General features: G+C 63.4%; 28 protein-coding genes and 1 tRNA gene. 7 read left to right on the top strand and 22 right to left on the bottom strand.

Annotated features, from left to right (window positions below):
- Nucleotides 1-351: 351 nt before the first annotated feature.
- Nucleotides 352-534, top strand: coding sequence for a hypothetical protein (locus tag PX52LOC_RS30700; RefSeq protein WP_149113654.1), 183 nt, complete (start codon nt 352-354; stop codon nt 532-534).
- A 14-nt stretch (nt 535-548) separates the two neighbouring features.
- Here the strand turns inward: PX52LOC_RS30700 and PX52LOC_RS30695 are convergent, their stop codons facing one another.
- The 6 genes from PX52LOC_RS30695 to PX52LOC_RS30670 form a co-directional block, all read right to left on the bottom strand.
- Complete coding sequence (locus PX52LOC_RS30695) at nt 549-2,213, bottom strand: P-loop ATPase, Sll1717 family (RefSeq protein ID WP_149113653.1); 1,665 nt, start codon at nt 2,211-2,213, stop codon at nt 549-551.
- A 681-nt stretch (nt 2,214-2,894) separates the two neighbouring features.
- On the bottom strand, nt 2,895-3,224 hold the full coding sequence (locus PX52LOC_RS30690; protein ID WP_149113652.1) for an ArsR/SmtB family transcription factor: 330 nt from the start codon (nt 3,222-3,224) through the stop codon (nt 2,895-2,897).
- A gap of 315 nt (nt 3,225-3,539) precedes the next feature.
- Nucleotides 3,540-4,193: a hypothetical protein gene (locus PX52LOC_RS30685; RefSeq protein WP_149113651.1), complete on the bottom strand. Its 654-nt coding sequence runs from the start codon at nt 4,191-4,193 to the stop codon at nt 3,540-3,542.
- Nucleotides 4,194-4,335: 142 nt separating this feature from the next.
- Nucleotides 4,336-4,635 carry a hypothetical protein gene (locus PX52LOC_RS30680; protein WP_149113650.1) on the bottom strand — a complete coding sequence of 100 codons (300 nt, stop codon included), beginning with the start codon at nt 4,633-4,635 and terminating at the stop codon, nt 4,336-4,338.
- A 47-nt stretch (nt 4,636-4,682) separates the two neighbouring features.
- Nucleotides 4,683-4,979, bottom strand: a complete 297-nt coding sequence (locus tag PX52LOC_RS30675) for a hypothetical protein (protein WP_149113649.1) — start codon at nt 4,977-4,979, stop codon at nt 4,683-4,685.
- Nucleotides 4,980-5,118: 139 nt separating this feature from the next.
- Nucleotides 5,119-5,415, bottom strand: a complete 297-nt coding sequence (locus PX52LOC_RS30670) for a hypothetical protein (protein WP_149113648.1) — start codon at nt 5,413-5,415, stop codon at nt 5,119-5,121.
- 684 nt (nt 5,416-6,099) lie between these two features.
- On the opposite strand from PX52LOC_RS30670, the gene PX52LOC_RS41160 reads away from it, so the two are divergent.
- Both PX52LOC_RS41160 and PX52LOC_RS30660 read left to right on the top strand, forming a co-directional pair.
- The gene (locus PX52LOC_RS41160) at nt 6,100-6,300 is read left to right on the top strand and encodes a hypothetical protein (RefSeq protein ID WP_168219303.1); all 201 of its coding nucleotides are present in this window, start codon (nt 6,100-6,102) and stop codon (nt 6,298-6,300) included.
- 484 nt (nt 6,301-6,784) lie between these two features.
- The gene (locus PX52LOC_RS30660; protein WP_149113646.1) at nt 6,785-7,018 is read left to right on the top strand and encodes a hypothetical protein; all 234 of its coding nucleotides are present in this window, start codon (nt 6,785-6,787) and stop codon (nt 7,016-7,018) included.
- A 237-nt stretch (nt 7,019-7,255) separates the two neighbouring features.
- Here the strand turns inward: PX52LOC_RS30660 and PX52LOC_RS30655 are convergent, their stop codons facing one another.
- From PX52LOC_RS30655 to PX52LOC_RS30615, 10 genes are all read right to left on the bottom strand, one after another.
- Nucleotides 7,256-8,452, bottom strand: a complete 1,197-nt coding sequence (locus PX52LOC_RS30655; RefSeq protein ID WP_149113645.1) for a hypothetical protein — start codon at nt 8,450-8,452, stop codon at nt 7,256-7,258.
- Nucleotides 8,449-9,273: a serine/threonine-protein kinase gene (locus PX52LOC_RS30650; RefSeq protein WP_246173807.1), complete on the bottom strand. Its 825-nt coding sequence runs from the start codon at nt 9,271-9,273 to the stop codon at nt 8,449-8,451. The genes PX52LOC_RS30655 and PX52LOC_RS30650 overlap by 4 nt, the downstream gene beginning before the upstream one ends.
- Nucleotides 9,274-10,099: 826 nt before the next feature.
- Entirely contained in the window at nt 10,100-10,333 is a 234-nt protein-coding gene (locus PX52LOC_RS30645) for a hypothetical protein (protein WP_149113643.1), read from the bottom strand.
- Between the two features lie 274 nt (nt 10,334-10,607).
- Nucleotides 10,608-10,805, bottom strand: coding sequence for a hypothetical protein (locus PX52LOC_RS30640; RefSeq protein ID WP_149113642.1), 198 nt, complete (start codon nt 10,803-10,805; stop codon nt 10,608-10,610).
- Between the two features lie 53 nt (nt 10,806-10,858).
- Complete coding sequence (locus PX52LOC_RS30635) at nt 10,859-11,143, bottom strand: EF-hand domain-containing protein (RefSeq protein WP_149113641.1); 285 nt, start codon at nt 11,141-11,143, stop codon at nt 10,859-10,861.
- Between the two features lie 55 nt (nt 11,144-11,198).
- Nucleotides 11,199-11,369 carry a hypothetical protein gene (locus PX52LOC_RS41155; protein ID WP_168219302.1) on the bottom strand — a complete coding sequence of 57 codons (171 nt, stop codon included), beginning with the start codon at nt 11,367-11,369 and terminating at the stop codon, nt 11,199-11,201.
- Between the two features lie 125 nt (nt 11,370-11,494).
- Nucleotides 11,495-12,241, bottom strand: coding sequence for a sensor histidine kinase (locus tag PX52LOC_RS30630; protein ID WP_149113640.1), 747 nt, complete (start codon nt 12,239-12,241; stop codon nt 11,495-11,497).
- A 499-nt stretch (nt 12,242-12,740) separates the two neighbouring features.
- Entirely contained in the window at nt 12,741-13,007 is a 267-nt protein-coding gene (locus PX52LOC_RS30625; protein WP_246173516.1) for a hypothetical protein, read from the bottom strand.
- 999 nt (nt 13,008-14,006) lie between these two features.
- Nucleotides 14,007-14,231, bottom strand: a complete 225-nt coding sequence (locus tag PX52LOC_RS30620) for a helix-turn-helix domain-containing protein (protein ID WP_149113639.1) — start codon at nt 14,229-14,231, stop codon at nt 14,007-14,009.
- A 528-nt stretch (nt 14,232-14,759) separates the two neighbouring features.
- Nucleotides 14,760-15,245 carry a hypothetical protein gene (locus PX52LOC_RS30615; RefSeq protein ID WP_149113638.1) on the bottom strand — a complete coding sequence of 162 codons (486 nt, stop codon included), beginning with the start codon at nt 15,243-15,245 and terminating at the stop codon, nt 14,760-14,762.
- 593 nt (nt 15,246-15,838) lie between these two features.
- On the opposite strand from PX52LOC_RS30615, the gene PX52LOC_RS30610 reads away from it, so the two are divergent.
- Together PX52LOC_RS30610 and PX52LOC_RS30605 are read left to right on the top strand one after the other, a co-directional pair.
- Nucleotides 15,839-16,294, top strand: a complete 456-nt coding sequence (locus PX52LOC_RS30610) for a SprT-like domain-containing protein (RefSeq protein ID WP_178132584.1) — start codon at nt 15,839-15,841, stop codon at nt 16,292-16,294.
- A 189-nt stretch (nt 16,295-16,483) separates the two neighbouring features.
- The gene (locus PX52LOC_RS30605) at nt 16,484-16,627 is read left to right on the top strand and encodes a YqaE/Pmp3 family membrane protein (protein WP_149113637.1); all 144 of its coding nucleotides are present in this window, start codon (nt 16,484-16,486) and stop codon (nt 16,625-16,627) included.
- Nucleotides 16,628-16,680: 53 nt separating this feature from the next.
- On the opposite strand, the gene PX52LOC_RS30600 is transcribed toward PX52LOC_RS30605, so the two are convergent.
- Nucleotides 16,681-16,917, bottom strand: a complete 237-nt coding sequence (locus PX52LOC_RS30600) for a hypothetical protein (protein ID WP_149113636.1) — start codon at nt 16,915-16,917, stop codon at nt 16,681-16,683.
- A 305-nt stretch (nt 16,918-17,222) separates the two neighbouring features.
- Between PX52LOC_RS30600 and PX52LOC_RS30595 the strand changes: the two genes are divergently transcribed.
- Entirely contained in the window at nt 17,223-17,648 is a 426-nt protein-coding gene (locus PX52LOC_RS30595; protein ID WP_149113635.1) for a hypothetical protein, read from the top strand.
- A 181-nt stretch (nt 17,649-17,829) separates the two neighbouring features.
- On the opposite strand, the gene PX52LOC_RS30590 is transcribed toward PX52LOC_RS30595, so the two are convergent.
- From PX52LOC_RS30590 to PX52LOC_RS30570, 5 genes are all read right to left on the bottom strand, one after another.
- Nucleotides 17,830-18,291, bottom strand: a complete 462-nt coding sequence (locus PX52LOC_RS30590) for a TlpA family protein disulfide reductase (RefSeq protein WP_149113634.1) — start codon at nt 18,289-18,291, stop codon at nt 17,830-17,832.
- A gap of 150 nt (nt 18,292-18,441) precedes the next feature.
- Nucleotides 18,442-18,990 carry a DUF1579 domain-containing protein gene (locus tag PX52LOC_RS30585; RefSeq protein ID WP_149113633.1) on the bottom strand — a complete coding sequence of 183 codons (549 nt, stop codon included), beginning with the start codon at nt 18,988-18,990 and terminating at the stop codon, nt 18,442-18,444.
- A gap of 181 nt (nt 18,991-19,171) precedes the next feature.
- The gene (locus tag PX52LOC_RS30580) at nt 19,172-22,210 is read right to left on the bottom strand and encodes a tape measure protein (protein ID WP_149113632.1); all 3,039 of its coding nucleotides are present in this window, start codon (nt 22,208-22,210) and stop codon (nt 19,172-19,174) included.
- Nucleotides 22,207-22,539, bottom strand: coding sequence for a hypothetical protein (locus tag PX52LOC_RS30575; RefSeq protein WP_149113631.1), 333 nt, complete (start codon nt 22,537-22,539; stop codon nt 22,207-22,209). The genes PX52LOC_RS30580 and PX52LOC_RS30575 overlap by 4 nt, the downstream gene beginning before the upstream one ends.
- A gap of 2 nt (nt 22,540-22,541) precedes the next feature.
- The gene (locus tag PX52LOC_RS30570) at nt 22,542-22,895 is read right to left on the bottom strand and encodes a hypothetical protein (RefSeq protein ID WP_149113630.1); all 354 of its coding nucleotides are present in this window, start codon (nt 22,893-22,895) and stop codon (nt 22,542-22,544) included.
- Between the two features lie 305 nt (nt 22,896-23,200).
- Between PX52LOC_RS30570 and PX52LOC_RS30565 the strand changes: the two genes are divergently transcribed.
- Nucleotides 23,201-23,271 (top strand) — tRNA-OTHER (locus PX52LOC_RS30565).
- Nucleotides 23,272-23,333 lie beyond the last annotated feature (62 nt).

The following is a 23,333-nucleotide window of genomic DNA, read 5'->3' as shown; positions in this document are numbered from 1 at the left end:
CGGGAGATGGTTCGCGACGATTTGAGGGTATTCTGCGTAGTTCAGTGTCGAATAGTGCTGGGAGTGGACGACTAGAATGAGGAAAACGACATGAAACGATGAACACTTAACAAGGAGTTGGGATGAGCAAGACGGCGATAATAGCGCAAAAGCGACGGTAAAACAGGGAAAACCATGTCGTTTTTGTTGAAAAGATTACATTCAAAAAAATCCTCCCGTTTCGAACCTTCCCGTGATCATAGTTCTCTCGTAATTTTAGCGGAAAAGGCGGTCGGTACTGTCCTACCGTTTCATAGACAGCGACCGGCCCGGATATTGCTAAGGTCCACCGGATTCCTTGGGTGTGCGACAATGGTGGCCAAGAACGTGATTACCGAACTTCCGGACTCCACTCTGACCCATTGGTTCGAGTTGGTCGAGACACTGCGTGAGCACTTCCCTGAAGAGGTGATGGCAGTAGACCTCACGAACAAGGACGAGGTTACCAAAACCATCAAGCAACTGCTCAATCGCCTTTGGCGTTGGCAGCGGTAGACTTTCACGCGCCTTTAGTCAGGGTTGATTCCCAACACGCGACAGTACACCGTGCAAACCGTCAGTCTGGTATGTTCTGCAACCATCTCGGGAGTAATCACGGTTTCGCTGACGAAAGACCAACGCACAGACTCGTAGGATTCCAGTTTCAAACCAACCAAGCCCACGCGGTAGAAAATAGCGGCAAGTTGTCTACGAAAATCCCCGAATAACAACGCCCCATCGAGCACTTGCTGAGCCAGCTTAGTAACCACGCCATGGCGAGGGAATTTCGTCAGCGCCAGTTGCAGGCAAGTCTCATGAACCTCTTCTTCATTCATGGCAGATAAAGGAAATTGTCGCGGGCGTTTCTTTAGCACATTTGCGAGTTCGACGAGTTCCGGAAATTCAACGTCCCACTCGTCTCGAAGCGAATTCAGCCTTCGCCGGGAGTACTCGACTTCCGCGGCTAGGAGTTGCTGTCGTGTGACTTCCGGACAACCCGTGGCTTGCTCGATGCACTGGTTGAAAAGAACGATGAGGTCGCGAGGCCGGCGAAGAGTACGGTCGATCAGCCAGTCATTTATCGGCATCCGGTTCACATCCTCTGGCAGAAGGTCCAAATGCGTCACTGGCTTTTGCGTGTATTGGCGACGGACGAGCTTCGCGACTCGCATGTCCAGCATGTCCAGCAATTCCTCCCGACTCCACTGCAACTTGAGAATCAACGCGCGGTACTTCTCCTCCTGAAATCCGGTGTCTCTGGCACCGAGAAGCACGCGATCCAGAAGATCCAGTCGGATGGCGACTACGACTTTTACCTGTTTGAGCCGGTAGTTCAGTTCCCTCACCGTCTCGATGAGCGATTTAATGAGATGGTAGCGTAGACCGTCATCCACCCAATTTTCGTCGAGCCTGTCGATGACAAGGTGGTAGCGAGACATTTGGTCGTCGAAGGCGTGCTCGGCCAGCCCGTCGATGACCTTGTCTAATTCACGAACTTGAATTTCCTGCACCGCTTGCTGAGCCGCCTGCTTGACTTGGATCTTATCTTCCGGTGAAAGCGTTACCGGCTTGTCCTCCGACACACCTTTTCGAGCGCCTTCAATCGTGGCCTCGAAAACGGAAGCCAATTTGAGACCGACTTTCGCCTTCACTTCGGTTTCCAGTTTGCTTGTGACCTCTCTCACTCGGTACTCCGTGTCCTTCCAAAAGCTCTTCCCCCAGTTAATGGCGTAGTTCATCGCATCGCGCTTTGGCACATCGCCTGTAAACCAGTCGAACCACTTCTGATACCATTCCCGGTTGTCTTCTTCAGTCCGCATCCCGTACTTCAACTTGATGATTTCGACTGCTAAAATGTGTTTCCAAAGCAACTTGTAAAAGCGGTCGAGGTTGACGCCGTAGACTTCGAGTTGCTTTAAAATCGACGAATCGGCGAGGTAGTGCAAAGACAAACTGTCAGGTTGGATGGCATGAACGTGGTCGCCTTGCTCAAGGAGCTTTTCCAGCAACGCGGTCTTTCCCGATCCGGTGCGGCCGACAACTATACACGGTGCCTTGTTTGGATCACTGAGGACCTCTAGGTCTCCACGGTCCAGAAAACAATCTTCAAGGAACTCATGGTCCTGTTCAGCTCCCTCAGTTCCAATCTTCTCATTCGTTTTAAACGTAAATTGGCTTCTCTTGAGTTTCGCCACGGGTGCTCCACCTGGACCAAGGGGTGTGTCAATTGTCAACAACCATGGCCTGCTCGTCCAGTCTATCTGACTTTTTCCCGTCAAAGCGTTGGTTCAACAATGCCTGATAACCTGCCGCCCAGAAATCCAGACCTTGCTCCTTCGAACTCGCTGTGCGGGAGCGATATTTATCTTGCCGAGCATGCCGCAAGGTGGCGGACCGGACGGCGTAACCGGCGAGATCTCTACCGTTACGCTAGGCCGGGGGCAACCACGTACGTTTCCCCTTGAATCCAGAATCGCGATCCGTCAAACGGCACCTCCTGCCCGTACTCGTCGAGGTAGCGGTCGTGGTCTCTGACCGCGTCTCCATCTCTGATGGTCTCGCGAATCTTCGTCAGCGTAATTTTGTTTCCGCTGCTATTTTGAACGAAAAAGGTCGAACGAGTCATCATATATCCTATTGGGCGGTGGGGGATTCTCGGCCCCAGAAACCGACGATCAAGGCCGGCGTACCCGTCCCTAGCATTCTTTCGAGTGGGCGAACGGTCGCCGCATCCGACCTGCGCCCTCGTTTGTTTGTACCCCGCCCTCTTCGGCGGGCCAAAGCAATTCGCCATCCCCTTGAGCCGCTCCACCCGCTCCCCGAAGATGATCGTGGACGGCGACGGACCGCCTCACGGCCAGTGACGGCCTGCCCCCTCACCTCCACGCCGTCCGCCCGATGCTGATCCGCCACCCGCCGAAGTGCAGCGTGCCGAGTTCGCCGGCCCACTGGGAGGGGGCGAAGACGCCCGGGGCGAAGCGATACACCCTGGTCTTGCCTTCCCGCCGGTCTTCCAAAATCCCGGCGTCTTTCAGCACTCGCAGGTGCGGAGAGACTCTCGTCGTGGTAGACGACATCCGCTTGGCAAGATTGCCGACAGTTGATGGACCGGCCGCCGCCATCTCGTGGACGATGCTTAGTCGCGTCGGTTCCCCGAGGGCCGCGAGTATCGCAGCCACGGTGCGCGAGGTTTGATAGTCGGTCATGGGGTCGAGAGCGAGACGGGCGAACGGGGGACGGTTCCCAGAGATTATCGGCCCATCGGGTAGGGGGCAACTACGATTCACGAGCGAGCGCAAGCGATTCTTTTACCTTCGCCCGCCCGATCGGCTATGCTGCACCCGCCGCCTCACGGCGGTCCCGGCGACGGGGTTCGGCCCCGTGCCGCAGTCGTGGTCCGCGGCGAGTGCCTGCCCGAGACGTCTGGGGCTAACCGCCGCCACCCGCGCCCCGCATCTAAACTGCGCGGGGCGAGCGGGCCGCGACTTGGGGGCCGGCCTGCGATAGTGGCCAACCCTCGCTCACTTCTCCTTCTTCGGCTCGTCCTTCTTCTCGCCCGTGCCCGGGGTGAACGACTTGAGGACGGTCGTCCCCTCAATGGCAGCCGCCTTGAAGGTCGTCTTCACCACGCCGACACCGGGGGCGTACCACGCCGACGAAACGAGTGGTGGGTTGCTCGATCGAGTCAACACGACCGGGATGGCTTTGAACTTCCCGGCCGGCACTTCCACTTCCTCTTCTTGGCCGACGGTGTACGCCCACACGGGGGCTTTCGGCCCGGCCGGGCGTTTGTTGGTCGGGTCCGGCTCACCGTCCCACGAGTCCCCGGCCTTCGCCGGCAGCTTCAACCTCGGCAGGGCGAGCGGCGGTTCTCCGTCCTTCTCGCGGATGAACGACAAGCCCTTGTCCGACACGGCGTACACGACGACCGTGGCCGAGGGCTTACCCGCGGTTTTCTTCTCGACCGTCACCCGGTAGACATCGTCCGTCGCCTCCACCTTTGTCACCTCCTCGGTGTTCTCTGTCGTCCCGCTGAACCCCTTCGCCTCGTAGACCCGCTTATCCCCGACGGTCGTCGGGAAGTACAGTGACGCCTTCTTTGGGGGTTCCTTCGGCGGCGGTGCAGCCACGATGATCGGAGCAACGACGAGTAGGGCCACGACTACGCGGAGCATGGGTTGTCCTCGACGAGGATGAGGGCTGTGAGAAATGAGCGTACCCGCTGGGCCGGCGCGGGGCAAGGACGATGTGCTGCGCGGCACCTGCTGGCCGAGCAATGGGTCGGTCGCGACACCGAAACGCACCTTGAAACGGCGATCAGGCGAGGAGTTGCGTCAGCCGATCAACCGCCCCAGGAGAATCCCATCCGAAGAACCCACACGGCACGCCATCTTCGTCGGGGATCACAACCGCCTCACGCAGGAACACTACGCCGTCGGCCGGAAGGTCCGCGGTAAGAACGCCGACGCGGGCGATCTCCTCGGGAAAGAACCCCATCCGCTCAGCGATTTGGACTACCTCCGGAGTGAGGCGAGCAGTTGGGAGCCACCGCACCCTCGCAGCCAAGCCGGCTTCCCGGCTGACACAGGCATATGCAATGAAGTCGGGCCTTGCCATGTCGAGTTTCTCCCCCGCCGTCGGCGTGTTTCAGAGAGAGCACCAGGTCAGGATACGGTCGGGTCCGGTGGAACGCCTGGTTCGGCCACTGGGCACACCAGCAGCGACTCGGCCGAGCGGAAGAAGTCTGCGATGGCTTGCCGGGTAAACGGCCACCGCGAGTCGTCCGCCCCCCAGTCGTCTTCGAGGAACTCGATAATCCCCGCCGCGGACCACGGGCCGAGCGAGGTCATGTAGTCGTCGTAGGCGCCTTGCACATCCCGCCACGACTCGTACGTCTGGCGGTCGAGAAGCATCTGCGACCGGCAGTAGACGATGTGTGCTTCTGGTGCGGCTTCGTCCATCGGAAAGCTACTCTTACCGAACGACCCCACTCACCAGACCGGCGGCCGTCGGTGACTGTTACCGTCCCAGAACCAATTCATGCGGCGGGGTCCGGTGCATCGCCCGGTTCGGCATTGAGGCTACCAACCGCTGGGTCGGCTACTTCTTGCCGACCGACCCGATGGACGTCAGATCACCCCGCGCCTCGACCGCGAACACCTCACCGGTTTGGGTGTCCAGGACATACGCCCCGTACCCTGTCCGCGACCCCGCCCCGCCGTTGCCCATCCCGTACCCGTAGGCCGAGAGCTGGTACCGACCCACCGCGGCCGTCGCACCCGCCGGGGGTGTTTGGGCTTGGGCCAGCGTGCCCATGTGGCCGCCGAACAAGACGTTACCGAACACACCCATGGCCGCCCCGGCCACCATCAACCCAACGGTACGGCGATTCGTCATCGAGAGACCTCCGAACAGGGATTAGACCAAATCGCAGTTGTCGAATCCGGGCGGATCGCGCAGCTAAAGACCGGCGACCGTGGTCGCTTAGGCTAACCGCCCGCCGGCCGTCGGTCAATCACCAACCCATCCGGCGCGTTGCTGAGTGGACAACCGATCGGCCGACGCATCGCACACAAGCATGGTGAAGATCATCCGGGCGGGTACTTAACGTCGGGCGATCGCCAGGAGCGTGCCGACGGTCCGGTCTCAATTCCGGCCCGTTAGCAAGTCCACGACCCAACAACCCCGGATGTGTTCACCCGGTTGGCGACAATGACTCAAGATGTCTTCGTTCTCGCATCCGGCGTCCTGTAGTGCATCGGCAAGGATGGGCATTCGGTCGAAGGCACGGTCTTGGTAGATCCCTTCCGCGAGTCCGAGGGCGGTGGCGGATTGCCATTCTCGCTGAAGAAGCGAGAGCTTTGCCTGCCGCCGCTTTCGAGAGAGTCGCTGACCACGGGTCCCTCGGAACGGTTGCAACACCACGTCCCGAAGTAGTCGGCAGTGGAGTCGTCGCGCGGCATGAGGTTCCCCGCCGGTCCCGGGAAGGTCTTCGAGTACCTTCTGTAGAAACAAGGCGGTCTGCCAAACGAAGGAGGACACTGGCGTGTCCGTCAGGCGTAACGCGGCGAGCGCTTTGAAGTGGTCCGGGGAATCGAGAACAACGCTGCGGCAGAGTTCACCGGCCGCTCCATTTACGGAACGCACCTCGTCAAGATCGCACTGGCCATCGACGGCCTCCTCCACGACATCGGAGGCCCGCCGCAGTACCGAATGGGGGGCATCGAGCGGTGTCAGCCGGACGCACCCGACGGCAAACAATGCGGCCTTCCGATCGCTTAGAAGGGGGCGCGAAAAGTAGTAGAGGTCGAATAAGTTTTCGCCCGCCAGCCACTCCGCTTCCGTCATCGCCGGCCCTCCGTGCGGTTGTTGTAGCGGGCCGAGCCGTGCGCTTGCCTCCTCCGCGATCGTGCTCTATCCTCGTTCGTTGCCGTGATTCGTCGCGGCGGAGGTCCGGGTCGATTCTGAGGGGGAGAGATCCGGGTCAACCAGGCTGCCGAAGTCGGACGGGATCTCCGTGTAGAACTGGTCGCCGGGCGGGGTCACACCCGCCCGGTTTTTTTCGCGCGTGGGGCACGGCGGCAGGCGTCTTGGGGTCCGAACTGTTGCACGATCGGGCGGGGTGGCCGATGTCGCTACAGCGGAATCGAACGCCCTCGAATCAACTTCCCGAAATCCTCGGCCGCGATCCGAGATTCGCGGCGAGGACGACCTTGCCGGTGCGAATACTCCCGAGGACGGTCGCCCCCAACACTCGGTAGTCGCCATGAGACGTCACCTTCGTCACCTCCCCGCGATTGTTCTGCTCTTCGGCCTCGGCGTCCTCCTCGTTTCCGAGGGCCGGAAGAGTGCCCGCTTCAGCGACGATCTGCGTGAGAGTGAGCGTCAGTCCGAGGCCTACGACCTGCTGGCCGCCGTGAACCGCATCAACGACGACGCAGGACTGGCCCGGTACCGCGAGGACGCGCGATTGGCGTCGACCGGGAATGACGGAGACTGACTCGTGATGCTCGATCCCCGTCGCTGCCGGTTGCGAAAGGCGAGATTCAGTTTTGGGCGAGTGCGGTCGCCTTCTCGGGCATAAATTCGGCCGGCAGTGCGTTCACAATCTTCACCGCCTCGATGCTCACCTTCACCACCTGCCCGACGAGGTTCACGATGTATTGCGGGTCGTCAGACCGGTTATTCGGCTCTCCCTACGCCACCTCTGGCACCATAAGGACTGACACTATCCCATTCACAACTCAGCGATTCGATCCGTTTCAAGTGCCTGAAATTGTTCTAACACATCAGCGTAGATCGGGAGGGCGTCGGCCGCAGATCTTTGGCCGAGGGCGAAGCGACTGTTCCGGTAGCCCGTTATCTGCTGGGCCGCAAGGTGGACCATCGCAGAGGCGGCCGCCGCACGGCGGTTACGCGGGACTTGGGCAAAACCGATCCATTGCTCACGGAGGATTTGCAGAAAGTGCATGAATGAGGATCGTTCAGGCCAGTCGGCCTGAGAAGGATTAATTGCGTCCAGCAGCACATCTGCTTCGGGCGACCGGGGACCGAACCGGCCTCGCATTCCAAGGTGGTGGTAGGCGATATCGAGTTGCTCCGTGCGAAACTCGGACATAGAGTTGCCGTCATAAAACCAGGTCTTCCGGCTCAAGTCTTGGGCCTCCTGTTCCTCGAAAATCGCGGGGTTGAACCGACGAACGTTACGAAAATTGCCGCTGGCAATTGTCCCGACGCCCGCCGCCGCGAATATGAGGTCTTGTTGGTTCGCGTAGCCGATGATGATTTCCTTTCCGGCGAGCGAAAGGCTCAGGAAGCCGATCAAGAGGTTCAATAGAAATACGTCATTCGTCGTGAGGTACTGTCCGTTCGGCGAACGGTACAAGAAGTAGACCCCATCAACGGGGAATGTCGTTAGCTCGTTGATGAGGCGATCGAATGACTGCTGGTGGACAATCAGATCCTCTCCGATCGCGACCGTAGAGAACACCCGTCGCCCGCCCCGCTCGGCTTTCGCACCTGCTTCAGCGAATTGTCGATGTGTGTCGAGCCACTGTTGGTCGATCGTGTTCACGAAACTCCCGGGCAGAAGGATTTCCGTTACCCTCAGAGTCTCGACCTGGTAACGGATTGCTTCCTCCGCAAATTGCCGTCCCGCCTCGGCAGTGAACTCGGTCGTGTCGTACGCATCTGCGGATGGCCAATAGGGGAAGCTGGTGATTCGTGCATGCTCCGAGCGCGGCGCGTAGAAGCAACTGTCGAACAACACACTCCCCCTCAACCTGTGGACGTCTTGAGCGTGAGACAGTGCTTGCTGGGGGTCGGTCGTCCGCGGCCAGACTATCACGCCGGCGTCGGCTCCGGCTGCGTAGCGGGTGAGCAGATCCCGGTTCATGCTCAACATCCCGTAGCCCATCTGCAGGAAGAATCTCATAGGGAACTCCATTGGATCCGGTCAAAGAGCTGCCTGGCGGCCTGGACGGTCTGCGGCCGACGATGCGCCTGTTTCTCAACAAGCCGGTGGACGAATCTACTGAACTCCGCGGGCACGTCCGGGCGGACTCGGGCCAACTCTTCCGGCGAATGCGTGAGAATCCGACCGGGAATGGTGTCGCGGCTCACGCCGGTCGTGATAGGGTTGAACCCGGTCGCGGCCTCGTATAGCACCAGCCCCATTGCGTAGAGGTCTGTGCGGATCGCGATCGCGGCCTTGTCGTTGCTCACCTGCTCGGGGGCTGCGTAGGCGAGCGTCATTGGCCCCCGTGGTGCCCAGGTGGCGGTTAGAGAAGACTCATCAAGATGCCTAACGATCCCGAAGTCGATCACGACGACCCGATCGGCGGACGAAATCATGACGTTGTCAGGCTTGATGTCCCGGTGTACCAGCCGGCAAGCCTCGATGACTCGGAGCGCTTCAAGGAGTTGGCCGCCGAGGTGGCGGACAAACGAGATCGGAAGGGGTGTACCGGACATCCGAGACTTCAACGTGTCGCCGTCGATGAACTCCTCTTCGATGACGACGAACTCGACTCCTTCGATCGGGAGCCGTCGCATGCCATGGAACGTGGCGAACTGTGGGCCGGTTACTGCCGTGATCGCCTGAATCTCCCGTTCAGCCCGCGAGCCGCGTTGGACCGTGTCGACCGGGTAGAGTTTCACCGCGCACACGTTGCCGTCGTTCCGCTCGGCTCGGAAAACGATTTTCTGACTGCCTGCCCCGATCTTCGCCAGGCTGCGAAAACCCGTTAGAGCCATCTGGACCGAAGTCTGAGCTGGCTCGAACCGGTTCACGGGCAGCCTCCTCTACGAGTCGCTCGTTCAATACCCAGCCGATGTGCTTGCCGATCACGGACGTGCCTGGGGAAGGTTCCAGCACAACATCGTATCTGTGCCGATCCGCCATCGCCACGAGTCCGATCCCCCGCTCCTCGCACGCCGCCCGCACCCGGCCGGATGCCACCTTGCCGAGTTGCGGCATGAGCACGAAAGACCGAGGGGCGTACCAGAGGTTTAACCAGGCTTGTTCGACGACACCCTTCCAATCCGTCAGTTTGGCTTCGTATGCCGTCGCTTCTTCAACCACCCACGCATCCGGGGTGATGTGGACCTGATCACGCCAGTGCCGCACAAGCCCTCGTGCACAGACGACCTCCAGTAGCCGATCAATTCCTCTCGCCGCGGACCGAAGTAGACGAGCCAAATCGGAGCGGGTCTTGGCTCGGCCGGAAGCGAGGTGACCCATCAAGTAACCGCACTTCTTATCAAACTTCGGCCACGTCGCGCTTGCCCCGGATCCGAGACGAAGTCCGAGTCGCGTCTTGCAGTACCGCGCGGCGAACAGGTCCGTCTTTCCAACCTCCGAATCGAGCTCCTTTGCCACCCAAAGAGAGCAAGAATTCCGTCTGACGACGGCTTCAAACGCTTCAACTAGTTCTGCTTCGGAAGCCCACTTTGTCATTGCGTCTGCCGTCATGGAAGAATTCCAACGTGGCGAGTAGCGATAATAGAGCAATTGCCACTTCAGTAACAGCACAAAATACGCTGATTCGAGAGAGTGAGTTGTACAGACCAAGAGTCGATGTTACTCCCCGATCGGTGTAGTCGATGCATCCGAGGACACCGCTTCAAAGTGCCGCTTTGCCAGTCGAAACAGATCGACGTGCGTGGGGAAGCGGACCTTCCCCCGCCGCTTGAACTCTTCCACCGACTGCAGGAACCGCAACTCGTCCTCGGAGTACAACGTGCCCTCCTCGGCACTGCCGCTCCGCCTGGCGATGCTCTCCTGCCGTTTACCTTTGCCCACGTCCCCGGCCATGATGCGCCCAGCCGTGCGGGGTGGGAATGCGGTCTCAACGCCTCTGGGGTTCTGATCCCACCGCGGGCGGTAGATGTAGCCGACGCCTATCGGCCCGTGGCGGCGACGTAATCGCGTGCGAGAGGGGTGAGGGGCCAACCGTTGGAGGCTGACCGGGGTGTCTGGCCGAGCCACGGGTCATCGCAATCCCATAGCAATTCTGTTCGGAATTGCGATGAACTATAAATATCCGCAAAATCTATAGCCCGCTTACAGTTGCTGAGTGGGCTGCCGGTCAGTCCGCTCCATCGTCGCCCACCGGCATCCTCACCTGCTCCCGCCGCTTCTTCTCCTCGACCATCGCGTCGGCGATCGCGTAAGCCTCTTTGGCCAAGAGGTGGGTTGGTGCCGTCCGGATCTTCTCCACGGCCGGCCCGCTCAGCAGCCCCTGCATCGCCCGGGCCGCCAGTTCGTCGATCTGCGACATCGTCATGGTCGGTCCCCGTGTGCGGAGTGTGACGGCCGAAAGGGGCCGATCTCGTGGCGTTACCCGCCGGCCGCTCGGAACACGGCCTCGAACTCGGCCCAGTCGATCACGCCGTCGCGGTTCGCGTCCACCGCCTCAATGATCCCGTTCGCCCACGCCCACCGCGTCAGGCCACTACCGATCCCCGCGTCCGCCAGCAACGCCTTCAACTCGTCCTTGCTGACCACCCCGTCCCCGTTCGCGTCGTAGTGGGCGAACGCCGCCCGGTAGTCCCCGCCGAAGCGGGTCGCGACCAGGGCCGTGACCTTCTCGTCCAGTTCCCGCCGGTTCTCTTCGCTCGCCATAACTCGCCCTCGTAGTTCGTCCGCGGACGGCGTCCCGATCGCGGGCGGTTTGAACCTAGGCCGCGGCCCCTTCGATCGCCCGGAACCGCCCCCACCGGCGGCTGCACTTCCGGCAGCACCGGTGCTCGTGGCGCACGACCCCGAAGGAGCCCCACTCGTTGGTGTGCTGGGTGTACCAGTGGAACCGGTGAAAGATGACGCACGCCAGTGTGTGAATCGTTCGCATGGCGATGATCTACCCCGTTCTGCGGACTTTGTAAGTGAACGGGCCAAAGACCCCGTGACGGGCGATGAACAAGCCACGCCATCGCCCCTGAATTCGGGTTGTTTCGGCGGTCGTCCCCCGGACCGTCACGTCAAAAAATCGTCGCGATCGTAGCGGGGCAAGGTGATGACGACCTCGGTCCCCTTGCCGTCGTCCGACGTGACGGTCATCGTGCCCCCGCTCTGCCGGAGGAGCAACCGCACGACGGGCATCCCGACGCCCAGGCCGGCGTCGCGGACGGGGGCGGCGCGGGACAGGAGCTCGAACTCGTCCGCCGGGTGCCACGCCGGAAGGCCCATCCCGTTGTCGGACACCCGGACCTCGTAGTCCTCGGCCCGCGCCGCCACCGCGACCCGGACCCACGACTCGGCCTTGACCGGGTCGCGGTACCGGAGGGCGTTCGAGAACAGGTTCTCGACGACGTTCCGCAGCCGGGCCGGGAACCAGTCCACGACCTCGCACGCCAAGTCCAACCGGAGGGCGACGTTCGGCCGGCCGGTCATCAGTTGCTGCCACCGGAAGACCTTCTCCAGGAGCGGGCGGATGGCGATCGCCACGACCTGGTCGAACGCCGGGTGGAACGCCGGGGCGTCGCGCAACTCGCGGAGGGTCCCGATCAGGCCGCCGACCACGGCGGCGGCCTTCTCCAGCCCGCCCGGCGTCGGCGACGGGTCGTGGCAGAAGGCGAGGAGGCGCTTCAGCCCGTCGCCCAACTCTTGCCGGAGGAACCCGGTCTGCTTCCGCAGGCGGTCGACCTCCATCTCGAGGTCGGCGACGTACGCCAGGACGCGGTGCAGGTCGGGCGGTCGGTCGGTCTTATCGGCGGGATTCACGGGGGCCTCGGGGCAAGGAATGCCATGCAGATGTGGCGGCTCAAGGGCCGCCGGTGGTTTGGCGATCACACGGGCACCGGGGCCGGGTTAGGGGGGCGAGGGGAGCCGATCGAAGGGCGCGGGGCGGTTGGAGTCCGGTGGGAGGGCAACGGCCGCGGGCGAGTGTACCGCGGCCGGGGGACGAGCGTTCCGCCGGGCGAGGTTGTCGCACACGTCGGCCCACCGTTGTTTCGTCTCAAGTTCGTCGAGAATGATCTGCCAGTGAGGGGTGGGGACGTAGTCGGGGGTCACGGGATGGGACACATGGCACACTTTCCGGAGGCGGGGTCGTGGCGGAAGTTCCGACCATCGGCCCACGCCTCCATCATACGGCCGCGCGGTCACGCCCGGTGGCGTCCCGCCTTCGAATGGCCCAAGAATGCCCGCGGGCGGACGCACGGAACTGTCACGGTCGTGATCGCCAAGCGGTCGTTGGGCACGATTCACCGCGCCCGTCCCCTCACCCCTTCCCGAGCACCCCGTCGATGACCCAGCACCCGCGGACGTGCGGGCCGTCGCCGCGGCAGTGGCCGAGGATGTCGGCGTCCTCGCACCCCGCGTCTTGCAGCGCGTCGGCGAGGATCGGCAGACGATCGAACGCACGGTCGTCGTAGATGCCGGTGGCGATGGCAACGGAAGTGGGCGTGAGCCACGACGGGAAGAACGTCACCGGGCGGAAGGGGTTGCCGAAGATATCGCGGTATATGTGAACCTGTTCAACACACACTTCTCGAAACTTGGACCCGGATCCGGCACAACTTAGTTGGCGGTTCGGTACATCTGCGGTCCCCAAATACGCGGCCGTGTAGGCGTCTTCGGTCGTGGCCGCCACGGCGAGACGAGCCGCCCGTGTGGTCAGGGACTGAGGTTCACGTTGCACGGCCACCGATGCGACTACGGCGGCCCTTTCTTGCGCCGCCAGCAGGTCATCCACGCTACAAAAGTTGTCGGCGAATTGCTCGGCCACTTCCACAGCGTTTCGGCTGCACGGCGCGACCAAGAGATGCCAGCGATTACGGGCGATAGCGCACGCCACGAGCCTTAACTGGCGTGAGGCCCCACGGTCGCGAACGAGGTCAAGAAGCCGCTGGGGCACTACGCACGCCAGCCACTCTGCCTCCGTCATCGGCCGCCCTCCCGTGCGGTTGTTGTAGCGGGCCGTTCGTTTGCCCCCCCATGATCGCGCTCTATCCTCGTTCGTTGCCGTGATTCGTTATGACGGCGGCCCGGATCGATTCTGAGGGGGAGCGGTCCGGGACAAACTAGCTACCGAAGGACGGACGGGTCCGACGTGTGGAACTGTTAGCCGGATGGGATCACACCTAGCCGGTTTTTTCGTGCGCGGATCGTCGATCGATAACAACGGGGCTTGGCAGAGCTCTCAGCGGCCGCTTGGCGATCGCTCGCAGTGATCCGCAGCCCAGATACTGGCAGTTGATGGAGATGATGTGAAAAGAATCCCGCTCCTTACCCTCGATCACACCCGATTCAACATCCGCCCAGACTGAATTTGGCGTGCGGGGAGGACACGGGAGCGGGATTCGGTCGAGACAATGGCAACCCGAATGCCAGTCTGCGGGAATCGCGAAACGCCTGCACTTCGCACGCGAGGACTCGCGCAAGTGTTCGATTCGATGGCTGAGGCGCGACCACGTTGGCCGTGGATCACCCACCCTTCCAGTCGAGAGAGTCGGCGTCGGTCGATCGGCGCATTGCGACCGAATCCCTACGCCGCCGTCCCGCCCTGCCAGCACACGATGTCGAACCCGCCGAACGCGGCGCACTCGACGTCGAGGGCCAGGCACAGGTTGAGCATGGCATCCCACGACGGGACTTGCGTGTTGTCCTCCCACCGGGCGATGCGGTCCGGGCACAGGCCGGACTCGGCGGCAAGTTTCTGACGGTTCCACCCCTTAGACGTGCGAATATCGCGAAGCTTCGAACCGAACATAGAACCGCCCGATTGCGGGCAAGCCTTTCGTTAGAGCCGGACCTGTTCCTTGTGACACGCCAAATGTCGCCAGCCCGCGACGATCGCGAACATGGGAGACGAAAAAAACCAGTTGAATGGTTGCCGTATTGGCCGGATGTGCGATCAACGATGACAGTTGAGACAGCGGGACCTTCGACCGGGCTACTATACGTCAGTGGACGTATATTTTCAAGCGCCGCGACGGGGTTGCAACTAGCCAGTGGCGGCCGTCATGATGACGCGCGGTCGATTCGCACCCTCGCCGCAGACAGTTTAAGAATGGGAGGCGACGATCCTCACCGGGCAGGATGGCCCGAAGTGCAAACCAGTGACAACTGAACATATAATAGTTAATAGCTATCGTTAATCAATGAATGATAGTCGTATTCTATAATGAGCCGGATGAAAAATTGTGAATGTTCGCCTAGCCGTTCTCGAAAAAATTGAAATGAAGTCAGCGGGGCAGGCAGATGATTGCCCCGCTGACTCACTGAACGATACGCGGAATTACTTGGGTTCGCTGTCCGTCCGCTTCAGCACGAAGCTACAGTACGACTTGCTCGACGCCCGACCCGTTTCGTCTGTGGCCGACGCTGGCTTGATGTCGCCCGTGTTCTTGTCGTGGTGGACGCAGATCGACAGGAAGTCGTTCGTCAGCACGTACACCGCCTCCTTCGGCCCCTGCGACTTCTTGATCGCGTCCGTGTTCGTGGTCGGCGCGTTCTCTTCCGTCATCTTGGCCTGGCCCGGGCCGGTGAACTCCATCTTCAAGCTCATCTCCTTGCCGTCCTTGCACCGCACGTTGAAGACGTTGTCCTTGACCGTGACGGTGATGTCTTTCGCTTCCGCGAGTGGCTGGCCGTCCTTCTCCGCACACAGGACCGTCCACGTTCCGTCGATGGACTTGTTCGACGTCGTGCGTTGGGGCTCTTCGGCCCGTGCCAGAAAGCCCGCACCCAGCACCATCACGCAACTCAGTAGCAGCTTGCTCATGGAGTAACTCCTTGGTCGCTCGAAAGGTGGCAACGGCCCGACCCGGCCTCCAACACCACCCGTGTCATCGATTGCGGCCGCTCAGACCGGACTCCCCGGCCGTGAGACGATCGATCAGTTGACGGGCCAAATGCTTGCAAACGAAGTACCGCCCTGGGGGATTGTTCGGATGGTGCGTGATGGGCTTGTTTGCCAGTGGTGGCCTGAGATGGGAGCCACGAGGTTGCGCAGCAACGCGCCCAACGGCAAGCGATCGGCAACCATGTTGTGTGGCGCGAACGAGCCGCGGATAACAGGCCAGCGGGTGCGGCTGCCGTAGTTACGGTCCGCTCGCGTCCGATAGCATGGGCGTGGTGACCAAGGGAGGTGGGATGAGGCCAATATCAGATGACCAGTTCGCGACCCTGTGGCGCGCAGCCCGCTCCGTGGCCGAAGTGGTCGAACGGGTGCGTGAAGTGGTTGGCGGGGCATTTCCTCGGTGGGCCGTCATTGCCCGGGTCGTCGCCGGACGCCGATCGGGCATCTTGCTGCCGCCGCTCCCGGACGAAGCCCTATCGCTACCTCGCCGTTGTGAGCCGGAAGATCTCGCACGCGTGCGGGAACTCGCCGAAGGGCGGATGAAACGGCACGGGTTGGCCGGCTGGCAGTTCGGATTCAACGCAAACGTCCGACGGGCCGGCGTGTGCAAGTACCCAACTCAGACGCGGCCCGGGCGAATCGAGTTGTCCCGCCACTTCATCGCGCACAACTCGGCCGACGAGGTGCTTGACACCGTCCTCCACGAGATCGCCCACGCGATCGTCGGCCCCAATCACGGCCACGACGCGGCGTGGAAGGCCAAGTGCGTCGAAATCGGGGCGCGGCCCGAGCGGTGCTACGGCCACCACATCGTCATGCCGAATGGCCGGTGGCAAGCCGTGTGCCCGGGCTGTTCAAAGGTGTTCGATCGTCATCGCCGCCCAAAGCAGATGACCGGATGGCACTGCAAGGCCTGTGGGAGCGAGAAAGGTCACCTGCGCTGGAGATGCGACGATCGAGAGGAGGAGTAATCTCGGATGGGCTGCCAGCGGACGAGGGGCCATCCGCCATTTCGAAAGTAAACTTTGATTCAACTGGCCAGTCGCCCGCGGGCGTGATCGCTCCACTTCCGTTCTCACCAAGCTCTCAGCCCGGGCTCAGCAATCCCTCACGGTCTCGCGGCTATGTTGAACGCAGCCACACCGAGAAGGGGTAGTACGATGCTGACCGTCCTTTCGATCCTGTGCTCGCCCGTCGCCGTCCTCGCCACCGGACAACCGCGTGAGGCGGTGAAGACGGCCGGGCTGACGATGCTGCTCTTAATCCCCGGCGTCCTTCACGCCCGGCGAGAAGTCGAGCGGTAATTGATCTGCCGCCAATATCAGCCGGTCTTCCGGGCGATGGGCGTCTGATCGTCTCATTCCGCCGCGACCGCCAAGTTGCCCGGACTGCCCCGCAACTCATACCCGATTGACACGGCCACGCGAAGCAGGTCCACGGCCGTCGGGAACTTCACCTTGTTCTTCGCCTTGTACGCATCGACCGCCCGAAGGAATCGGAGTTCATCGTCGGTGTACGTCACGCCCCCTTCGGCGCTATTGCTCTGCAGCGCGATCGAATCGTGACGCACGCCCTTGCCCGTGTCCCCGGCCATGCAATGCCCTCCCGTGGTGCTGATCCCGCAATCATAGCGCCTGCCTCACCCCGTGGAAGGCGTCGGGGTGCGAACCCTCACGGAGGGCTCAGGTGTGGTGTCACTTCACGCACCAGGGAGGGTACGCCCCCGCCTGAACAGGGGTGGGGGGGGGTTCTGACTTGGGCGGTCGAGAACCCTGACCACACCGGGTGGCGTACATTTTTGGCCGAAAAACAAAAAAAGGGGCCGCGCGATGTGGGGCACGGGCCTACGTTATACTTAGTATAACTGCACCCGTAATCTCCGACTGTGAGGGTTCTCCCGTGCCCGACGACGACTTCCAGAAGCCCGCCGGCCTCGGCCCGGACGGCGAACAACTGTGGGCCGACCTCGTCGCCAACGCCGAACTCCTCGGCCTCACCCGCCTGGACCGGCACGCGATGAAGATGGCGTGCAAGTACGTCGACCGGTTCCACGCCAAGGCCGACGACCCGAAGGGCGACATCGGCATGGGCATCAGCTTCGACAAGCTCATGCTCATCAGCAGCAAACTCGGCCTGACCCCGGCGTGCCGGCGGGCCCTCGGCCTGCGGCCGGCGAAGAAGAAGGTCGAGCGGCCGAAGACCGTCCTCGACGGCATGCGGCCCGAAGACTTCGGCGTCATGCCGTCCGTCCCCGGGGTGACGGCCGGCCGGCCCCGGACGGCGCTGGACGGGCTGAAGCCGAGTGACCTCGGGCATACGGGGTAAGCAACGGGCAAAAAGGACGGGGCCGTCGCGTCCGGCTTCTTCGGCAGAATCGATTCGTGATGTGGTGGTCGCGAAGCGAGCAGGGCCGGCAGACGGTACCACCGGGAGCGACGTGCGACGTCTCGCTCCATCCCTCCGACTTCCTCCGGGAACCCGAAGATCGGGGACAGATGGCAAGCGGTTACTGCCCGGTCCCGACCACGCGGTCGCGGGTTGCGAGCACCCGGTCCCGCGTCGCGATCGCGTCGTCCAGGACGGCCTTGGTGTCCTCGTAAGACGCCAGCCCGCGGATCGTCCGGAACGACTCGCCGTCGAGCGTGAGGACCGTGTACGGCACGCCCTTGGGTGCGAACTTCTTGACCAGGTCGGCGTTCCCGGGGAGGTCGATGTCGATGGCCCGGAAGGGCACGCCCGGGGCCGCCGCCCGCAACCGTTCCAGCAACGCCGGGACCCGCCGACAGTGCGGGCACCACGTCGCAGTAAAGGTGAGGAACTCGACCTTCATCGGGTAGGCCGGGGACTTCGACTGGGCCGGCGTCTCGGCCGGGGCGGTCGGAGGTTGGAACTCACAGCCGGACAGGGCGAGGACCGCGGAACAGCCGACCGCCCCGAGCGTGCGGCCGAGGAAGGGGTGCGACGTCATGCGAAAAGTCCGTTGAGAGCGGAGGCCCCGCGGGGTCGGAACCCTTGCTTCTTAGCACCCTTTTGCCCCTCGGGCGTGGCCCGAGCCGCCGGCGTGAAATCGAACGACGCCGGGAACCTCCCCGGCGTCGCGACGGTCGTGGTTGCCGGCCTACTTCTTCCGCTTGGCCGTCATGGTCATGAACGTCTCCCACTTCCCGTCCGCCCCCTGGGCGGACGACGTCATGACCCGCGTGTCCTTGTCCTTCATCTCCAGCACGTCCTTCATCTTGACCGCCTTCCCGGTCGCCGGGTGCACGCCCTCGGTCTCCAGCGTCAGAACCTTGCCGGCCGCGTCCACCGAGCCCTCGTAGGTACACAAGTGGCCGTCCATCGAGCACACCCACGTGCCCACGTACTTCCCCTTCTTCGCGTCGTACCCGACGGTCATGATGCCCGTCACGGGCGTGCCCATGAACTCGCCCTTCATCTCCCCGACGGTCCAGAACCCGCCGAGCGACTTGACCGTCTCCGTGCCCCGGCACTTCACGGCCGGCTTGCCCGGTTCGAACACCGCCTCACTCTCGCACGCCCACTCGCCTTCGAGTTGCTTCAGCCACCCGTGCTCCTTCTGCGGGGCCGGCGGCTTCGGGGCGTCCTCGGCCGGGGCGAACCCGGCCACGAGAACGGTCAACAGGCCGACCAGAACGAACTTGAACATGCTTTGCCCTCGGGAAATCCCTCACCGCCGCCCGCCGTGGCGGCGACACAGCGGCGGTGAGGGGGAGGACGATCGCACATCGTGAATGGCATGACAAGGTCGGTAGGCGGCCCGCCGGCGTAGAAACGACAAACGCCGGGCAACCGCCCGGCGTCGCGCTCGCCTCGGGTTTCGTCGGCCGTTACTTCGGGTTGCCGAAGTTCACTCGGACGAGGTTGAACCCGGTGCCCGTCTTCCGCTCGATCGACTCCAGGGCCGTGAGCATGTCGGACTCCTTCAACGAGGCGTCCTCCTGAATCTGTTTCAGGTCCTCGAAGAACTTCACGAGCTTTTCCGCCGTCGGCTTCTCGTTCCGCTGGGCCGCGTTCAGCGCCCGCGTGATGGCCGACTGCGTCTGTTGGGACCCGGCCGTCAGCAGCGGCGGCGGCTCGCCGATCGGCTGGTGGAACTTGTCCCACGCCCCTTGCAGGGCCATGACCTTCGCCCGGTTCGCCTGCTTCTGCGTCAGGCCGCCCTCGAACCCGAGCGGGCTGAGGAACATCCCCTTCAGCCGGCCCCAATCGGCCGTGGCCAGTTCCTTCTGCAAGTTGTCGAACGGCCGGTTCTCGGGTTCCAGCAACCTCTTGTTCAAGTCCTCGAGGCTCTTCCCGAACCCCGGCACGGACCGCTCGGCCATCTCGTCGAACGACTTGTTCAGCAAGCCGAGGCCGGTGCGGGCCTTGCCGGCGTAGTCGTTGAACGTCAGGACGTCGCCCGCGTGCAACCCGGGGTTCTCCCGGCCGTCCGCCATCGCGAGCTTGTTCAACCGGTGGGCCTCCCCGGCCGCGCGAACGTTCTCCGGCGTGAGAAAGTTCCCGATGCGGCGCTCGCCGCCGAGGACGGCGTCGCGGGCCGGCTTCCCGAGGAAGAAGTCGGCCGCCCCGCCGAGCAACCCGAACGACGGTTGGGCGGCCGCGAGGAACTTCTCCCCGGGCTTCGATTGCCGGAGGTTCGCGGCCATCCGGTTCAAGCCGTCGACCACGTTCAGGGGGTCGACCTTGCCCAGCGCTTCGAGTTGCGCCGACCGCTCGCCGCGGTTCTGCTTCGCGACGGCCAAGCCCTTTTCCAGGGCGGCCAGGGTCGCCCCCTCGGCGGACAAGTCGCCACTCTTCACCAGCGGGTTCTCCGCCTTGAAGTTCGCGATCTTCCCTTCGAACGCCGTGACGCTGTCCAGGGGCACGAGGGACGACAGGAAGTCGCCGAACCGGACGGCCGCCGCGCTCACGTCCAAGAACGCGGCGACGATCTGGCTGCCGCCGTCGAGCAGGGACGGGATGGTCTTGTCCACGATCAGGTTCAGCCGCTCGTCGAACTTGGCCCAGTCCGCCTTGAACAGGTCGGCCCCCGCCCCGCCGGCCAACCCCTGAAGGCCGCCGCCGATGCGGCCGAGGAACGGGCCGATGGTCCGGTCCGCCCCGCGGAAGAAGTTGTCCACGCCGCCCGCGTCGAACTTCTGAATCTTCCCGGTCACGCGGTCCAGGAAGTTGCCGACGCTCGTGTTGTCGATGAAGCTCTTCCCGACTTTGCCGGCGAACACGTCCACCGACTCCCGCAGCGCCTGCAACCGGCCGCCGAACGTGCGGCTCTTGTCGTCCATCAGGCCGAAGAACCGGCCGCCGGCGGTCGTCATCCGCTCGAAGGCCTTCTCGACGACGGATGCGCCGATCTGTCCCTGCTCGGACAGCGCGAGGAAGGTGTTCACGCCGACCCGCTTGCCGGTCTGGTCGTTGTAGGCGTTGGCGAAGTCCCGGACGCCGACGCCGGCTTCCGTGAACTGGCGGAGTTCCCCGCCCTGTAACCGGCCCTTCGCGATCACCTGCCCGTAGGCGAGCGACAACCGGCCGAGGTCCACGCCCGCCCCGCTGGCCACGTCGCCCAACCGGCCGAGGGTCTTCGTCAGGTCGCCGGCCGCCACGCCGTACGACAGCAGCAACTTCGACTGGTCGAGCAGTTCCGACGACGAGAACGGCGTCTTGATGGCGAGGTCCGTCACGTCGGCGACAAGCGACTTCCCACGCTTCGACGAGCCGAGCAGCGCGCCGAAGCTCACCTCAGCGTCTTCCCGCTTGATCCCCTCCTGCACGGCCTTCAGGGCGGCCGACTCGAAGACGTGCAACCCCGTACTGACCAACTGCCCGGCCGCGCCCGCGACGGTCCCGGCAATCTTGCCCAACCCGCTGCCGACGAGCGTGCCGACCGTGCTGCCGAACAACGACCCGGCGAACCCGCCGATGCCACCGCTGATGCCGCCCAACAGCCCGCCGTTTGCCGTAGACGACAGGAGGTTGCCGGCCCCGCGACGCCCGCGGGCGAACAGGCCACCGCTACGCCGCACCTCTTCCTCGGTCCGCCGCTGCTCGGCCAACGAGAAGGCGACATTCGACCGGCGTTGGGCCTGAGACAGGGATAGGCCGCCGGACGCCGCTTCTTCCTTCCGCCGCTGTTCGGCGAGACTGAACGCAATTTGTGCCCGGCGTTGGGCGAGGGATTCGGCCGCTTGGCGGCGCTGGTTGGCCGACACCTCCGTGGTCGCCGCGGCCTTCTCTTCCTCCTTCCGTCGCTGCTCTGCGAGGCTGAAGGCGATCCGCGACCGCTTCGAAGCGTCCGACGAGCCGAACGCGGCCGGCTGCCCGGGCTTGGGTACGTCGTCGAGGAGGTTGAAGGACGATGCCGTGAGGACCTTTTCCCGGGCCACCCGCCGCCGCTCGCGGTCTTCGCTTCGTGCGGCCCGTTCCTGGAACGTGGACTTGCCCGGGTCCAGGACGCCGAACGTGGCGTTGACGCCCCGGAAAAGTTTCTGCTGCCGCTTGCGCAGGTCGTCGAAGATCTTCTCGGCCTGCTGGAAGTCCTTGGCCTCCTGCTTCGCGCCGGCGAGCATGCCGAGGTCCGGGCCGGACCCGGCGCGGTTGCGGGCGTTCTGGAAGAAGTTGGCCGCCGCGGCCCCGCCCGGGATCGGCTTGATGAGGTTAGAGGAGACGTCGCCGGTGGCGTCCTTCGCCGTCTTGGCCGCCTTCGCCACGTCGAGGAACCCCCGCCGGAGTCGTTCCAACCGGGCTTCCGCCTCGGTGGCCGCCTTCGGCACCTTGGTCAGGCCCTTCGCCATCTCGTCCACGCCGGGGCCCACGCCCTCAGCGTCCACGATGGCCTTGATGGCGACGGTTCCGACGTTGACTCGACTCATTCCCGCACCCGTGCGTTCGCGTGTTGCGCCAGCCGCTGTTGCACGGCCGCCGCGTACTCCTCGTCACTCATCGCCTGGTCGCCAACCGGGGCCGCCCGCCGGCCCTTCTTGGCCCACGGCGTGATTTCGTCCGCGTCGAAGGGCGGCTTCCCGCACACGAGCGACGAACTGGCGATCAGGTTCAGGATCGTCGCCGCCACCGTCGCCAGGTGGACGAGGCGGTCTTCGGGGTCGTCGAGCCGGTTCACGCCCGCCAGGTGGGCGCGGAACTCGGCCTCGGTCATCAGGGGCTTGAGGACGTCCTCGGGCAGTCGGAACCGCCGGCACATTTTCAGCCAGTCGTGCCGGCGGTCGTCGCGTTTCCCGCCGCGTCCCGGAACTCGTCCTCCGCGTTCACCGAGGCGGCCAGTTCGGCGAGGGCCAGGACGGCCGACGTGTTCCCGTCGCACAGGTCGTCGAGGTCGTCTACGGTGAAGACCGGCTTGTTGGTCTCCGGGTCGACCACGGTCGCGACCACGAACAGGGCGTTGCCGCGGGTGACGGACTTGGTCTTCGCCCGGGCGGCCGCGTACTTGTCGTAGGCGTCGCCCGTGAGGGCCAGGACGCGGACCCGGCCCCACGGGGTGTCCGCGTCCTTGAACCGGGGGGCCGCGATCGCGGCCAGGAAGTTCGATTTGAAACTCACGTCAACTCTCCGTCGGATGGGTCGTCAGGATGCGCGGCAACCGGCCGCGCGGGCGGGGTTCGATACTCGTCGTCCGCGGGTCACGCGGGCTGTCCAGGAAGTGTAGCCTCAAAAGTAAAACAAGGTATTACCAAATCGGTCACCCTGTCTTTTTTTGCGATGCGTGGGGACGGATCAGGGCGAGGATTGCGGCTTTGATGTGGGTCGGAAGTTGAGGCCAAGCGTCGGCGACTTCGGCGAGTTCAGGAAGGTCGGTACAAGAACTGGTACAAGAGTTGTTCGGCGCGTGCGTTTTTGCCTGGAATTTAAGGATAATTGGCTCGGGCGAAGGCGACTGAAAATCGCTAGGTCCCCGGTTCAATCCCGGGAGTGACCACTGTCAGAAGTCCTTTCAGCCGAAGCACTTAAACTTTCCGCCCGGCGTTCGGGTGTGCGGCT

The organism is Limnoglobus roseus, assembly GCF_008254045.1.
In the GTDB taxonomy this organism is placed as follows: Bacteria; Planctomycetota; Planctomycetia; order Gemmatales; family Gemmataceae; genus Limnoglobus; species Limnoglobus roseus.
The sequence above is the reverse complement of the archived record's forward strand: the minus strand, read 5'-3'. Positions and strand labels throughout refer to the sequence as shown.